General features: G+C 46.3%; 14 protein-coding genes. 6 read left to right on the forward strand and 8 right to left on the reverse strand.

Annotation, left to right across the window (positions count from 1 at the left end; translation table 11 throughout):
- Positions 1–17 precede the first annotated feature (17 nt).
- Both KNQ03_RS13560 and KNQ03_RS13565 read left to right on the forward strand, forming a co-directional pair.
- Positions 18–1574 carry an ABC-F family ATP-binding cassette domain-containing protein gene (locus KNQ03_RS13560; RefSeq protein WP_023469741.1) on the forward strand — a complete coding sequence of 519 codons (1557 nt, stop codon included), beginning with the start codon at positions 18–20 and terminating at the stop codon, positions 1572–1574.
- A gap of 132 nt (positions 1575–1706) precedes the next feature.
- The gene (locus KNQ03_RS13565) at positions 1707–2492 is read left to right on the forward strand and encodes an alpha/beta hydrolase family protein (protein WP_214725139.1); all 786 of its coding nucleotides are present in this window, start codon (positions 1707–1709) and stop codon (positions 2490–2492) included.
- A 9-nt stretch (positions 2493–2501) separates the two neighbouring features.
- On the opposite strand, the gene KNQ03_RS13570 is transcribed toward KNQ03_RS13565, so the two are convergent.
- The 3 genes from KNQ03_RS13570 to KNQ03_RS13580 are packed head-to-tail and all read right to left on the reverse strand — an operon-like array spanning position 2502 to position 4278.
- Positions 2502–3080, reverse strand: coding sequence for a ferric reductase-like transmembrane domain-containing protein (locus KNQ03_RS13570; protein ID WP_133208422.1), 579 nt, complete (start codon positions 3078–3080; stop codon positions 2502–2504).
- The gene (locus KNQ03_RS13575; protein ID WP_149428023.1) at positions 3068–3958 is read right to left on the reverse strand and encodes an FAD:protein FMN transferase; all 891 of its coding nucleotides are present in this window, start codon (positions 3956–3958) and stop codon (positions 3068–3070) included. The genes KNQ03_RS13570 and KNQ03_RS13575 overlap by 13 nt, the downstream gene beginning before the upstream one ends.
- An 11-nt stretch (positions 3959–3969) precedes the next feature.
- Entirely contained in the window at positions 3970–4278 is a 309-nt protein-coding gene (locus KNQ03_RS13580) for a hypothetical protein (RefSeq protein WP_058704368.1), read from the reverse strand.
- Between the two features lie 101 nt (positions 4279–4379).
- Here KNQ03_RS13580 and KNQ03_RS13585 point away from each other — a divergent pair, with 101 nt between their 5' ends.
- The 3 genes from KNQ03_RS13585 to KNQ03_RS13595 all read left to right on the forward strand — a co-directional run bounded on the left by KNQ03_RS13585 (position 4380) and on the right by KNQ03_RS13595 (position 6712).
- Positions 4380–5057, forward strand: a complete 678-nt coding sequence (locus KNQ03_RS13585; protein WP_149428024.1) for a response regulator transcription factor — start codon at positions 4380–4382, stop codon at positions 5055–5057.
- Positions 5050–6219, forward strand: coding sequence for a sensor histidine kinase (locus KNQ03_RS13590; RefSeq protein ID WP_214725141.1), 1170 nt, complete (start codon positions 5050–5052; stop codon positions 6217–6219). Before KNQ03_RS13585 ends, KNQ03_RS13590 begins: the two co-directional genes overlap by 8 nt.
- Positions 6220–6298: 79 nt before the next feature.
- Positions 6299–6712, forward strand: coding sequence for a DUF2231 domain-containing protein (locus KNQ03_RS13595; protein WP_214725143.1), 414 nt, complete (start codon positions 6299–6301; stop codon positions 6710–6712).
- A 67-nt stretch (positions 6713–6779) separates the two neighbouring features.
- On the opposite strand, the gene KNQ03_RS13600 is transcribed toward KNQ03_RS13595, so the two are convergent.
- From KNQ03_RS13600 to KNQ03_RS13620, 5 genes are all read right to left on the reverse strand, one after another.
- On the reverse strand, positions 6780–8012 hold the full coding sequence (locus KNQ03_RS13600; protein WP_050677187.1) for a DEAD/DEAH box helicase: 1233 nt from the start codon (positions 8010–8012) through the stop codon (positions 6780–6782).
- A 105-nt stretch (positions 8013–8117) separates the two neighbouring features.
- On the reverse strand, positions 8118–8417 hold the full coding sequence (locus tag KNQ03_RS13605) for a DUF3817 domain-containing protein (RefSeq protein WP_050677188.1): 300 nt from the start codon (positions 8415–8417) through the stop codon (positions 8118–8120).
- A gap of 78 nt (positions 8418–8495) precedes the next feature.
- Positions 8496–9461, reverse strand: coding sequence for a ring-cleaving dioxygenase (locus KNQ03_RS13610; RefSeq protein ID WP_050677189.1), 966 nt, complete (start codon positions 9459–9461; stop codon positions 8496–8498).
- 119 nt (positions 9462–9580) lie between these two features.
- A complete protein-coding gene (locus KNQ03_RS13615; RefSeq protein WP_023469752.1) occupies positions 9581–9781 on the reverse strand; it encodes a cold-shock protein in 201 nt (66 codons plus the stop codon).
- A gap of 275 nt (positions 9782–10056) precedes the next feature.
- A complete protein-coding gene (locus KNQ03_RS13620; RefSeq protein WP_214725145.1) occupies positions 10057–12447 on the reverse strand; it encodes an immune inhibitor A domain-containing protein in 2391 nt (796 codons plus the stop codon).
- 255 nt (positions 12448–12702) lie between these two features.
- Between KNQ03_RS13620 and KNQ03_RS13625 the strand changes: the two genes are divergently transcribed.
- Positions 12703–14190 (forward strand): HD domain-containing phosphohydrolase, encoded by a 1488-nt coding sequence (locus KNQ03_RS13625; RefSeq protein ID WP_149428029.1) that lies wholly within the window; start codon positions 12703–12705, stop codon positions 14188–14190.
- The last annotated feature ends 10 nt before the right edge of the window (positions 14191–14200 follow it).

A 14200-nucleotide genomic window follows, 5' to 3' on the forward strand; every position in this document is an offset into this window, starting at 1 on the left:
TGAAATAAGGAGTAATTATGAGTATTTTAACGGTATCTAACTTAAGTCACGGATTCGGTGACCGCGCCATTTTCGAAAATGTCTCCTTCCGCCTGTTAAAAGGCGAGCACATCGGTCTCGTCGGTGCGAACGGTGAAGGAAAATCGACGTTCATGAACATCATTACGTCGCAACTTGAGCCGGATGAAGGAAAAGTCGAATGGGCGAAGCATGTACGCGTTGGTTATTTGGATCAGCACGCTGTCCTTGAAAAAGGATTAACCATCCGCGATGCACTTAAAGGTGCATTCCAGTACATGTTCGACATCGAACAGGAAATCAATGATTTGTACGGTAAAATGGGCGAAGTCGAGCCAGAGGAACTGGAAAAAATGCTCGAAGAAGTCGGCGTCTTGCAGGACATTCTGACGAATAACGACTTCTATACGATCGATGCAAAAGTCGAAGAAATCGCGCGCGGTCTTGGGCTCGATGAGATCGGACTCGACCGGGATGTACAAGAGCTCAGTGGTGGACAGCGGACGAAAATCCTGCTCGCCAAACTCCTTCTTGAAAAACCGGACATTCTCTTACTTGATGAGCCGACCAACTATCTCGATGTCCAGCATATCGAATGGTTGAAACGCTACTTGAATGAATATGAGAATGCGTTCATCTTGATTTCGCACGACATTCCATTCCTCAATAGCGTCATCAACTTGATTTATCATATGGAAAATCAAGAATTGAATCGTTATGTCGGTGATTACGACAACTTCGTTACGATCCATGAAGCGAAGAAAAAGCAACTCGAGTCTGCGTTCAAGCGTCAACAGCAGGAAATCTCTGAGTTGAAGGACTTCGTTGCCCGGAACAAGGCACGTGTCTCGACACGGAACATGGCGATGTCACGTCAGAAGAAGCTCGATAAGATGGATGTCATCGAACTTGCGCAAGAGCGTCCAAAACCAGAGTTCCACTTCCTCCAAGCACGGACACCAAGTAAATTGATGTTCGAAGCAAAAGGTCTCGTCATCGGATACGATGAGCCACTTTCGCGCCCTCTTGATCTGACGATCGAACGTGGGCAGAAGATTGCGTTGCACGGTGCGAACGGAATCGGGAAATCGACGTTGCTCAAGAGTTTGCTCGGTGAAATTCCAGCTGTCTCGGGTGTCGTTGAGCGAGGCGAGAACTTGCATATCGGGTACTTCGAACAAGAAGTTAAAGAGAAGAACTCGAATACGTGTATCGAAGAGATTTGGAATACGTTCCCGTCTCTGACACAACAACAAGTCCGTGCTATGCTCGCGAAGTGTGGTTTGATGACGAAACACATCGAATCGAAAATCGAAGTGCTCAGCGGTGGGGAAAAAGCGAAAGTCCGTCTTTGTAAATTGATGAATACGGAATCGAACATCCTCGTACTCGATGAGCCGACGAACCACTTGGACGTCGAAGCCAAAGAAGAATTAAAACGTGCGTTACAAGAGTACAAAGGAACAGTCCTGTTGATCTCACACGAACCAGAATTCTATGAAGCTGTTGCGACAGACTTATGGAACTGTGAATCATGGACGACAAAAGTATTCTAAGCTACATCATACAAAAGATGGGATGCCCAGAAGGGTATCCCATCTTTTTAGTTCATACACTTAATCATTGCATGATCGTGCATCTTCACGCACACTAAGACTTAGAAAATGATTATGAAGGAGCGTGTTTTTTTGGAAACGATCACGAAAAAGGCAACACTATCCTATCTCCATGTTCCAAGCGGTGGTTCAGAACAGTTGATTGCCCGTCTCTATTCACCTGAACATACAGCGGATGCTCCACTGATTGTACTCTTCCACGGATTTCCCGGGAAACAGTTGAACATGGACTGGGCAGTTCAACTTCAAAGTGCAGGGTACCATGTACTCGTCACGTCGTATCGTGGAACGATCGGTAGTCCTGGAACCTTTCGATTCCAACATGTTTTGGAAGATGCGACCGCGACACTACAGCACGTCTGCTCAGAGCCTTTCACTGCCGAACATGGCATCAAGGCGGATCAGATTACCGTCGTTGGTCATAGCATGGGTGGATTCGCCGGTCTACATGCTTTTGCTGAGACACCGAAAGTTGCACATTATGTCGGGATCTCTCCGTTTAATTTTGGTCTCGTCGGTCAGCTCGTCCTCGAACACCCGGAATACGAAGCTGCGCTACACGGTGTACTCGAACGAGGAGCTGGTTTCCTAAATGGTGCCGTTGCTGACGCGTTACTCGATGAGTTAAAGCACCATCATACGACTTGGAACTTACTGACGCTAAAAGAACGTCTAGCCGATCGCTCGATGTTGCTTATGACGTCAGAACGGGACGAAACTTCGATCAAAGCACTCCATCATGACTTATTGCTATCCGGCAGTCCGTTCGAGGAAGCGATCGTCGATAGTGATCACAACTATATCGAGAATCGGGACGCTGCCTTTAACGAATGGACAGCTTGGCTCGCCCGACAATGAAAAGAGCGCTCAGCGTACGACTGAGCGCTCTTTTGCTGAAGTTCGAGTCCGTTGCACAGGACGGATCCGCATCCGGTATAGGACGAGCGTAAACATCGTCAGTGTTGAGACAGCGTACCAGATCGTCGTAAACAGGGTTCCGGTATCCGTACCGATGAATAGACCGTGTGCCGTCATTAATAGCCAAGCAGGTAAGACGAGCCAGTGTGTCAATTTCCAAAGCGTCTTGCCTAGCGTCTCCTTCAAGAAATCCGAAGTCACGAGAACGAACCCGAATAAGTAGAGACTGATCGTTCCTAGCGCATTCCAGAGTGGTTCATAAGAAGCTTGGCCCGGAATCAGGACCTCAAAGATTGTCAGTGGTGCGTATGAATCGACGATGATGAGCGTCGCATGAAGGACGATTGCGAGCAAACCTGCCCAGCCACTATATAAGTGCACGTGATGCAGTCGTGCTTTTTGTTTTTTGAGTGCCGGGTAGGAACCGAGCAATCCCGCTAAGACAGAAATCGTCATGAAGAAGTGCCCACTTAATCCACTCAATCGAATCATCGTCCATGTCGAGAACAACCATTTCATCCAGTCCATATCTCACTCACTCCCTTCTGTTCACTTCGCCATTCCCCAGCAGTATCCAAGATCAATAATCGTCCTTTTGGAAACCAACGAAACAGCTTTTCTTGACGTTCTGCCTCTGTCATCTGAAAGGCAAGCTTCGTCATGACTTCGGCTTCATAGAGTTGTGGCGCAGATGCCGTCACTTGAAGAATCGGACTTCTCGTCGGACGTCCTGTTCGTCCATCTAACAAATGATGATGCGTCTGTCCGTCCGTCTTCCACGATCGATAGACACGGTTCGATGTCGCAATCGCACCTTGTCGTAATTGCATGTCAGCGACGCGTTGTTCGGTCTCGGGATGCGTGATCGTGATATTCCATGGTTCCTCCTCGGACCAGACGATGACGTCACCTCCCGCTTCAATCAATCCACGACTCCAGCTTTTTCGTAGTCGTTGCGCTGCAATCATCGCGGCAGCTCCTTTTCCGATGCCACCTAGGTCGATAAAACCGCCTCCGACTCGAGTCACGTCACATCCTTCAATGATGAATGGAGCGATTTCTGGTGGAGCAACCTCTTCATAAGCGACAGCTTGTGTGAAGGGAAATGATTGCCGATAGCCATTGGCTTGTTGTTGCGCCAGCAGGAACGGGGAAAAATAACGTTCGGTCTGCTCGAAATATCGTGTGGCGCGGGCAAGCAAGCGGGCTAACGGTAAGGACACCGATAACGTGTCGCCGATCCGTAAGCGATTCAATCGACTGACTTCACTTTGCTCATCAAAGCGTGACCACTGCCGATCCACATAATGAAAGAATCGGACAAGTTCCTCCCATTCTGCTTCATCGATCGGCTGATCCGTCACGAATCGCACCTGATTATGCATCGCATACAATTGTCGCTCCATCTTCCTCCTCCTTACCTCGAATGGCTAGACTGACCGTCACTCGATCCACCGGGTTGACTGAAGCCAGATGATTCATCACCTTGCCATTGATCATCATCGTCTTCTTCGTAATATCCATCATCCCCTTCGTATTCGCCTTCATCATCGCTATATTGATTCCCTTGAGATGGTAATGTCGTATCGTTCGAATACGTATCGCCTGTCGAAACAGGTGTCGTCGAGGAATCGTTCGAACTAACACTCAACTGACCAATGGCAAGTCCGATGAAGACGGAACTACTAAGCCCGACGAGCCATTTCGCAAATGGTTTGGGTTTCATCTGTTTCCTCTCCCTTCTTGTTACGTCTACTGTATCGAAAAAAACTGACAACTAACTGACGGCAACTATGGGATAATGAGAAAAAAAGAGGAGCGATGTGCATGCGCGTTTTGGTAGCAGAAGATGATCAGCGTCTTGCAAAGATGTTACGCCTCCATTTGGAGCGGGCAGGATATCAGGTAGATGTTGCGCAGGATGGAGTGGAAGCGCTCCTCCAATGTCAGACGTATCGCTATGACTTACTCGTTCTCGATTGGATGATGCCTCGCAAGAGCGGAGTCGAAGTCGCCGCTACCTTACGGAAAGAACAGTTTGAAGGCGGCATCTTGATGCTGACTGCTCGCGATACGGAAATCGATCTCGTTCATGGTCTCGATAGTGGAGCCGATGACTATCTCGTTAAACCGTTTCAATCGAATGAATTACTGGCACGTTTGCGCGCGCTCAGTCGTCGTCAACAAAAGGCATTCGTGTCAACGGTCTCTTTCAATGGACTAGTCCTCGATCTGTCCTCACAAACGATTTCCTACAAACATCATCCGATTGATTTAACACGACGTGAATTTGAATTCCTTTCTTTGCTCTTAAGACGACCTGAACAGGTGATGAGTCGTGAATTAATCATCGAAGTCGTATGGGGGATCGGAGCGGATATTACGGATAACGCGCTCGATGCGCTCGTCCGACTCGTTCGGAAAAAATTAGATGCGGTCGGAGCTCCTAATTTGATCCGGACAGTTCGCGGATTCGGTTATCGTTTAGGTGATCCGCATGCTTGAATCGATTCGAAAACGACTAACCTTGTTATTCAGTGGTTCGTTTTTTCTTGTACTAGTCCTCATCCTGATCGGAGTGTATGTCACAAACGCCCAATTGCTGAATCGGATGGAATTGAATCAATTGAAGGGCGTATCTGATCGAGATATCTTCGAACGGATCGAGCATGGGGAAGATCAATTCATTCGAAATCCGATCTACTTCCAGTTACTCGATGGTTCAGGAAACGAACGCTATGAAAGTCTGCCGCCAGACGTCGAGTCTAAAACACTACGCCGTTTTTTAAGCTCGAATGATACGACGAAACAAGTGGAATGGGATGATCGACACTTCTTGCTGTATCAACGGAGTACCGAAGAAGGACGACTACTACTGATGAAGGACATCTCTCCGACCGAAGACACCTTACAGCGATTGATTGCCGTTCTGGCGGGGATCGCGGTGCTCGCAACGATTGTCCTGACGCTAGTCGGATACATTCTTGCTGGTCGAGCCGTCATTCCGGTGCAACAAGCATTCGATCGCCAACGTCGTTTTACGTCCGATGCTTCACATGAACTACGGACACCTCTGACAATCGTCTATAGCGGGATTGAATTGCTAGAAGCGGAATCACTTTCGAATGAAGGACGCACGATTCTAGAGGATATCAAAGCAGAAACGGCAGGGATGCAGTATTTAGTCTCTGATTTACTATTGCTTGCGCGAGAAGGACAACCTTCACCGAAACAGGAAGTTGACCTTAGTTCACTCGTTCAAAAGACCGTCGAACGTTTTCAGCATGCCTACTCGGATCGCGTCATTCACGCCTCGATAATGCCTGACTTACGCATGAAAGGGGATGCCCATCAATTGAACCGCTTATTGACGGTCTTTCTTGAAAATGCTCTTGTCTACAGCGATGAAGCCATTGATGTCTCCCTCGAAGAAACTGCTACAGAACGCCAGTTGACGATACAGGACCGTGGAATCGGTATCGCTTCCAATCAACAAACTAAAATATTCGAGCGTTTTTACCGGGGTGACCATTCGCGTCACGGAACAGGAACCGGTCTTGGGCTATCGATTGCTCAATCCATTGCGGAGCAACATGGTGGAACGATTTCCATTGATTCCACATTAGGTGAAGGCACACGGTTCATCATTCATTTCCCCACTCTTTAAAACGGTGTCAGTTAACTGTCAGATAAGCAGAGTAAAGTGAAATTATGCTTTACCATACTTATCCAAGGAGGTCTTTGATATGTTGGGGAACGTACCGCTTCATCCACTTCTTGTTCATGCACCGATTGCACTTTTATTATTTGCGACGATCTTATTACTCGTCAGTCTGAAGTGGACGCAATTCAAACTGTTTGCCCTTTTTACGTTAGTCGTCGGTCTGATTTCCGGAGTCGTCGCCTATTTGTCTGGAGACGGAGCAGAAGAGTATGCGGAAGCGAACTTAAGCAGTGTTACTCATGCTGCTATCGAAAATCATGAACATTTCGCGTCGTTCAGTCTTCTTGCCTTTGGTGTCTCGCTGTTATTTCTGTTATTGGGTTACCGCTCAAACAAAAAAATGTTTTTGTTACTTAGTTTCGTTGTTGCGATCGTCGGTAGCGGGTTGCTTGCTTATACCGGTCATCTCGGTGGTCAGATGGTCTACGCCAAATAAAAACAAGAGCCGGTCTATTTTCTCTTTTTATGAGAGAAGTACACCGGCTCTTTTATCTTGTTTCTGTTTATTTACGATGTGCACGTCCCGGGCGACGGTTATTCGAACGACGTGTGTTTCCACGTCCTTCTGTCGTCTTCCGTGATCCTTTGCTTTGGTCGTGCTGTGCGCGAATCGCTTCTTCAGATAATTCGACGACGATTGGCGTGACCGAGATATTCAATTCCCGCTCCATATCACGGAACGTCCGACCATCTTTTGGTGTCACGATCGAAACAGCAATTCCGTCGTTCCCGGCACGTCCTGTCCGACCGATCCGGTGAACATAACTTTCCGCATCGTCCGGTAAATCGTAGTTGAAGACGTGTGTCACACCTGTCACATCGAGTCCACGCGAAGCGACGTCTGTTGCGATCAGGAATTGTGTTTTTCCTTGATAGAACTTCGCCATCGCCTTTTCTCGTTTCCCTTGCGTCAACCCACCATGCAATTCATCCGTCGGATACCCTTGCATCTGCATTTCTTCATTCAATTTACTGACGCGACGTTGCGTACGGCAGAAAATGATTGCTGCGTACGGACGCATCTCGTCAAGCATCGTCCGCAGTGTCGCCTGTTTGCGACGATCCGTTGTTTCGACGACGAACTGCTCAATCGCTTCAACAGTGATGCTTTCCGCTTCCACCTGTACTTCGACCGGGTTACGCAAATACGTTTTTGCGAGTTCCTCTACCTTCGGTGGCATCGTTGCGGATAACATGACGAATTGACGATCAACCGGTGCTGCTTCAATGATGTCTTCGATTTCTGGCAAGAAACCGATTTGCAGCATTTGATCTGCTTCATCTAAGACAAGCGTCCGTAATTCACTTAAATCAAGTGTGCCGCGACCGACATGGTCAAGAATCCGTCCTGGTGTCCCGATGATGATTTGTGGCATCCGACCGAGTCGTTGAATTTGTTTAAAGACGTCTTGTCCACCGTATACAGCGAGTGCACGATACTGTTCCATGTTCCGAATCAGTTTATGCGTCTCATCGGCAATTTGACGCGCAAGTTCACGTGTTGGTGCAACAATCAATGCTTGAACCGTTTGTGATTCGACATCGATTTGCTCAAGGATTGGTAAGAGAAACGCTAACGTTTTTCCTGTTCCCGTTTGCGCCTGCCCAATCAAGTCACGTCCGTCGAGTAATGACGGAATCGCTTGTTCTTGAATCGGTGTTGGCTCCTTGATGCCTTGTTTTTGTAATTTTTTTATCCACAGATCGCTGATGTGTAATGTTTCAAATGTTGACATGATATATCCTCCTAAAAATTATCCACAGAAAAAAAGCTGTGGATAACCTGCTTCGCATAGACAAAAACAGTTATCCACAGCCGTGCTCTATTCAGTATACACAATTTACGCGTTTGTTGCTTCCTGTTTTAGCTTCCAGTCGAGCACGAATGTACCAAACGGGATGAATGATGCGATGAACGCAATCCCAGCCTTGATAATCGACCAATCGTATTTGAATTTCACGACCGCGAGCCAGAGTGCATACATGACGAACAAGACACCATGAAGTGCGCCAACGACCGAAACAGCTTGCGGAATATCCGCCATATACTTTAACGGCATCGCAATCAACAGTAAAACTAAAAACGAGATTCCTTCTAGTATCGCAATCATTCGGAATTGCCCAAGCGTAGTTCTTAACATCCCGTCACTCCTTTTTCTTGATTCCTGTTCTTAGTATACGGGATGGACGATCCTTCTGTGACCTGTGTCACAGGATTGTCAGATTTCGAGTGGACGTAATCGTGCTTCGATGGCAGCTCGCTTTGGTTCAAGAAACGGTGGTAACGCAAGCGTCTCTCCTAATGTTTCAACGGACTCATCCGTCGCGAACCCTGGTGTGTCTGTTGAAAGCTCAAACAAGATATGGTTCGGTTCCCGGAAGTAAAGAGCTTGGAAATAGTGACGATCGACTTTACCGGAGTTCGGTAAGTGATAAGAATTCAAGCGTTCGACCCACTTTTCATATTCATCACTGTTCGGCACTCGGAACGCGACGTGATGCACACCACCACGACCGAGACGTTCTCGGTCGAGATCTGGACGTGCCTCAATATGAACCTCTGCTCCGATACCACCTTCTCCAGTTGCATAGACTTCAATCGGTTCAAAGTCACCTGCTAAAGATGGATAAGAACCTACTTTTCGGAATCCCATGACTTCCGTCAGAACACGAATCGTCAACGTCGGATCGTTGACCGTTAATGTGACAGCTCCCAGTCCAACAATGGCATGCTCCGATGGAATCTCTTCTTGCGGCCATGGTACACCACCTGCGACACCTGCCTCACCATCTTCCGCGACGAGAATCAAGCGTGTTCCTTCCTGATCACGAAAGGCTAGTGTTTGGCGCCCTGCTCGCTCGACGATTTCATCGTGATCCACACCTTTCGCTTCAAAACGTCGTTTCCAAAAATGAAGTGCAGCCGTTGTTTTGACACGAAGCGATGTCGAAGAGATACTCGATGCCCCCGGTACACCCGTTCCAAGATGCGGAATATCAAAAAACGTCAAGTCCGTTCCTGGATTCCCTTCCGCATCTCCATAAAACAGATGATACGATGTCGTGTCATCTTGATTGACCGTCTTTTTGATCAGACGCATGCCAAGTATTTGTGTGTAGAATTGATAATTGCGTTCCGCCATGCCTGTTAAGATCGATACATGATGAATTCCGAGTAATTCCATCTTCCTCACTCCTTGTCAATGATTTGGTAATTGGAGTATATCTCACATTTATCTTGAATTCAAGATATTAGTCTAATAAAAAACCGCCCCTCCGAAAAGGGACGATTGAATAGTTGAAATTAAAGTTTTACGACGTTAGCAGCTTGTGCTCCACGTGCGCCTTCAGTGATTTCGAACTCAACTTCTTGACCTTCGTCAAGAGTTTTGAAGCCTTCACCAGTGATTGCTGAGAAATGTACGAATACGTCTTCTCCGCCTTCAACTTCGATGAAACCGAAACCTTTTTCTGCGTTAAACCATTTTACTTTACCTGTGTTCATGGGAACAACCTCCAAAAATAAATTACTTAATACATATGCTGGGCATATGAAAAGAATTCATTATTGTCCCGAAATACATGGAGCAACGAAAAGATTGTTCGTGACACGATGTGAATCCGTAATGACAATAACAATATTAAGCTAACGTAAGTATAGAATGGATGCGCTTTAAAAGTCAAGTTGTCAGACCAATGTTTTTTCCAATTGATTCCACTTCTTCTACATAACTAAAATAAAAAACAGGTTCAGCCGAAACTGAACCTGTTCTTCTGTTTTTAACGGTGGATCCAGACTGCTCCAGCAGAGTTGTCTTTCGCTTCACCGATGACTTGAATCTTCAGCCCGTTGTTCGGAAGCAATTTCCCTGCGTCCGGAATCAACTGGTTGATGTACGATTTCGAATCATCAAACTTCGTCACACCTGGGAGACCTTTGTAGTCATAGAGTCCACGTGATGGCGAATCGATGAGCCATGCAGGTGCTTTATCATAACTGAAAGCAGCATCTGCGATCTGGTAACGTGTGCTTCCTGTCGTAACCGGCTTACCGTTGAGTGTTCCAACGATTGCTTCAGGATGTGAGTCGACGACTCCGAGGAATCCTTCACCTGGGTGTACGCCAACCCAGTTATCGTTGAAGCTTGAATCGCCATACCAGACGACAAGACCTGTGTTGTACTTAACGCCTCGTGCATGCTCGAGTGCTTTATCCGAGCCTGCATAGTTACGCCATTCGAGGTAGTACGCGTTATCGGCATAAGAGAAACCGTCTGAAGCAACGAAACCATCTAGAGTGAACTTAGGAGTACCCTCTGCATCATCTTCAAAGACGACTTTACCGTCAACTGTCAACTTCGCGTTATCAAGTGCAAATCCGTCTAGTGCAAGTCCACCATCTGTCACGTATTCAAATTTCAACGTGACTTTTTTACCCGCAAATTCGCTCAGGTCATATGATTTATCGACCCATGCTCCTTTTGTTGATTCAGCACGCTGATCACCATCTGTATCTTGATCCCCGATTTTATCGATGACTTTCGATTGACCGTCAGCAGTAGCTGTGACTGTCAAGTAATCGTAATCAAATTCAACATCGTAAAAGGCTTTGAAGTCGAACTTCGCTTCTTTTGCATTCGTCAAATCGAACTCTGGTGAAGTCATCGACGTATGAAGATCATCACCTTTCGTACTGTAGTAATACTTCTTACCGTAAGCCGGCGTGATACCTTTCACTGGTTTTTTCGGTAGATTTACTTTGATGATTCCTGGATTTTTTGATTTCGTTACACTCTGGTCGAGGTACGATGCCGTTCCTGCCTTAGTGAGTGAATCAAAATCAATCTGTTGGATGTTCGCCCAGTTTCCACCCATCACGTTTTGGAAGAACTCTTTGTTTTGTGGCGAGAAACTTGTTGGTTCTGTTCCAGCAACTTTACCATTCCAGCTACCACCACTCATGATAGACCAAGATGCAACTGGTTCACCTTGACCTGTGTACTGTGTATCGTACTCATCAGGAAGTCCAAGATCATGACCAAATTCGTGCGCGAAGACGCCGACTGCGCCATCTTCTGGTTGAACTGTGTAATCATAAGCAGCCATTTTTCCGCCCCAGTAATTGACGCTTGCCGTCGTATCCGCTACAGGATACACGCTACCAAGTGTCCAGCGGTGTGACCAGATCGCGTCGTCACCGAGCTTACCGCCGCCTGCTTCTTGTCCTGTACCAGCATGAATGATCATCAAGTGATCGACGAGACCATCTGGCTCATTCAAGTCGCCATCGCCGTCCATATCGTACTGGTCGAACTTATCGTAATCTGCTAAGTTAATGCCAGCTTTAACAGCTGCATTCAAGGAATCCTTGACGAGACCACGTGGTCCTTTTGCGCCAGGCAAGTTATCGTTTCCACCTGCAGGATTATCCGAACCATAATCTTTTGCTGTTCCAGGAACAGTCAACCAATTGGACACCGTACCATCTACCGAGTAACTACCACCTGATTGTTCTTCATAGAACTGTTTGAACGTTTTTACTTTGTCTCCGTTGAAAAGTTCGAACTCTTGATCACCAAACATTAAATCTTGATAATGTTTTTGGTTGAAGTCATCTGAATACATATATCCAGGCTCTTGAACGACGTTGTTGTGCTTGAAGTCGCTGTACTCGACGAGAAGGACGAGGACTTTGTCCGTCCGTGTCGCACCGTTATAGGCTGCCTGTTTTGCTTTATCCACTTTGACGAAGCCATTCGGATTACCTTTTTTGTAGTTGTCGTGTTTTTTCTTTAATTGTTTAGCAAGTTGTTCCTTTTGTTTTGTTAAGAAGTCTTTTGTTTTCTTATCAAACGCGGCTTCTTTACTTGATTCATGATCGTGGTCATGATCGACGTCCGGTTTTCCGTTCGCCTTTTTGTCCAGATACTTTTGAACGGCTTTTTGTTTTGCTTCTGCTGAAGCTGCTTTTGAGATGACCCCACGTTTTTCAAGCACTTTTGCTAATCGATCCTGATCGACCGTGTTCAAATCCATCGGTGCACCAGGTGCTACTTTTTCTGCTGCTTGTACGGACGTTACCTGCCCACCAGGTAAGACCGGACCAACAGCAAATGCAGCTGCCGTAATTCCAGATAGAACGGCTAGGCTAAGCTGTTTCTTTTTTCCCACGTGAATTGACCCCCTATGTATTAGTGAAAAGCATCTGATTACTATACTTTTCTGAATATTCAAATCATAGATTATTTTATTTCGTTAATCAATTGCTTTTAAGACAATTAGTGCTTTGTAACCATACCTATTTTTGGGGATTATTTTCAAAAGATTTTCAAAGGATTCTTTCACCTCTTTTTCAAAAAAATACGTTCTTATTATTTTAGAAAACGGTACGCTGAAAGCACTCTAATTCACTTAAGGGAGGATACAATGAGCGCTTTACAACGTTTTGAACGTCACTTACTAAGGAACTATCTAATCGGTTCATTCGTCGCTGTCTTCGGCGTTGGATGTCTGTTTATTTTTGAGACCCTCACCTTCACTAGAACCGAACAATTGATGTTGATGGGGCTCATGGCCGTATCTGTCAGTCTGATGTTTTTACTCGAATACACAGTCTATTCGCGACATATTCACCCTTTACGTCGTTTCTTCCAAAACGATATTCCGTCTCTCGTCTCGTTTCAGGAGGCTTATCAAACGGTACATCGTTTTCCGGTACTGACTGTCCAGCGCATCATGGGACCTCATTTTTTAGGACTTTCTGTTCCCGCTTCACTTCTGACAGCACTAGCGATCTCTCAAGGATGGTTACAGATGCCGTACTATTTGATTGGTCTTGCTTGTTTTGGTGCGGTCCTCGTCGCCATTCTGCATGCGCTGATTGAGTTTTTTCTAACCTATCGTGTCACGGAGCACATGCTTCTGACGTTAGAGAAGTATGCTTTTGAACATGGATTTGATTTTCCTAAAAAAACGACAGTTGTCACGCTAAGACAAAAAATGCTCATCAGCATACTCATCATCGGTGTTTTCCCGATCATGCTGTTCGTTCTCGCCTCAGCTGTCCAGTTAACGGAAAATGAGAGCCTTCGCTCTTACTGGAGTTGGGCGACACTTATTTTAATCGTCATCTTATCCGTTGCGACGTTTTGTAGTCTTCTTCTCTATGAAAACATCCGTAAACCAATCGCTACCCTGCAACAAGGGATTCAAGATGTCGAAAGCAATCGACTCGTCTCATTACCGAATCCATATTCAGACGAGTTCTCCCATCTCGTTTCTGGTTTTAACTTGATGATGGAAGGTATTAAAAAGCGTGATGCGGAAAACGAACAGTTACTTGATAGTTTGTTTACCTTGTTTGCTGCGACACTAGATGCCCGTGATCCTTACACAGCCGGTCATTCCGTTCGTGTCGCTGCCTATTCAGTCGAAATCGCTACCGCTGCCAATCTACCGAACGAACAAATCGAACTGTTACGTAAATCCGCGCTGTTACATGACATCGGAAAAATTGGGATTCGAGACGATGTGTTATTGAAAGAAGGACGTCTCACAGACGAAGAATTTCAGATCATTCAGCAACATCCAGTCATCGGTGTGCACATTCTATCGCAAGTTCAGCTACCAAAGACGTTACAACCGATTCTTCCTGGGGTAAAGTACCATCACGAACGCTATGACGGAAAGGGGTATCCGGAAGGTCTCGTAGGAGAGGACATTCCACTCTTCGGTCGAATCATGGCGATTGCTGACGCCTATGATGCGATGACATCCGACCGTCCTTATCGTAAGGGAATGTCCGCAGAAAAAGCCTTGTCGATTTTAGAAGAAGGTATGGGTACACAATGGGACGCCACCTTTACGCGTCTATTTCTAGATTTGAAGCGTTCGCCCGTCGAGGACGTGTCATAAGAAGGAAGGG

The sequence above is a fragment of the Exiguobacterium sp. s143 genome (assembly GCF_018618895.1).
Classification (GTDB): Bacteria; Bacillota; Bacilli; order Exiguobacteriales; family Exiguobacteriaceae; genus Exiguobacterium_A; species Exiguobacterium_A abrahamii.

Excerpts from the sequence above, each read along its gene's own strand:
- KNQ03_RS13560 (WP_023469741.1), top strand. The coding sequence starts at position 18 with ATGAGTATTTTAACGGTATCTAACTTAAGTCACGGATTCGGTGACCGC.
- KNQ03_RS13570 (WP_133208422.1), bottom strand. The coding sequence starts at position 3,080 with ATGGACTGGATGAAATGGTTGTTCTCGACATGGACGATGATTCGATTG.
- KNQ03_RS13575 (WP_149428023.1), bottom strand. The coding sequence starts at position 3,958 with ATGGAGCGACAATTGTATGCGATGCATAATCAGGTGCGATTCGTGACG.
- KNQ03_RS13580 (WP_058704368.1), bottom strand. The coding sequence starts at position 4,278 with ATGAAACCCAAACCATTTGCGAAATGGCTCGTCGGGCTTAGTAGTTCC.
- KNQ03_RS13585 (WP_149428024.1), top strand. The coding sequence starts at position 4,380 with ATGCGCGTTTTGGTAGCAGAAGATGATCAGCGTCTTGCAAAGATGTTA.
- KNQ03_RS13590 (WP_214725141.1), top strand. The coding sequence starts at position 5,050 with ATGCTTGAATCGATTCGAAAACGACTAACCTTGTTATTCAGTGGTTCG.
- KNQ03_RS13595 (WP_214725143.1), top strand. The coding sequence starts at position 6,299 with ATGTTGGGGAACGTACCGCTTCATCCACTTCTTGTTCATGCACCGATT.
- KNQ03_RS13600 (WP_050677187.1), bottom strand. The coding sequence starts at position 8,012 with ATGTCAACATTTGAAACATTACACATCAGCGATCTGTGGATAAAAAAA.
- KNQ03_RS13605 (WP_050677188.1), bottom strand. The coding sequence starts at position 8,417 with ATGTTAAGAACTACGCTTGGGCAATTCCGAATGATTGCGATACTAGAA.
- KNQ03_RS13610 (WP_050677189.1), bottom strand. The coding sequence starts at position 9,461 with ATGGAATTACTCGGAATTCATCATGTATCGATCTTAACAGGCATGGCG.
- KNQ03_RS13615 (WP_023469752.1), bottom strand. The coding sequence starts at position 9,781 with ATGAACACAGGTAAAGTAAAATGGTTTAACGCAGAAAAAGGTTTCGGT.
- KNQ03_RS13625 (WP_149428029.1), top strand. The coding sequence starts at position 12,703 with ATGAGCGCTTTACAACGTTTTGAACGTCACTTACTAAGGAACTATCTA.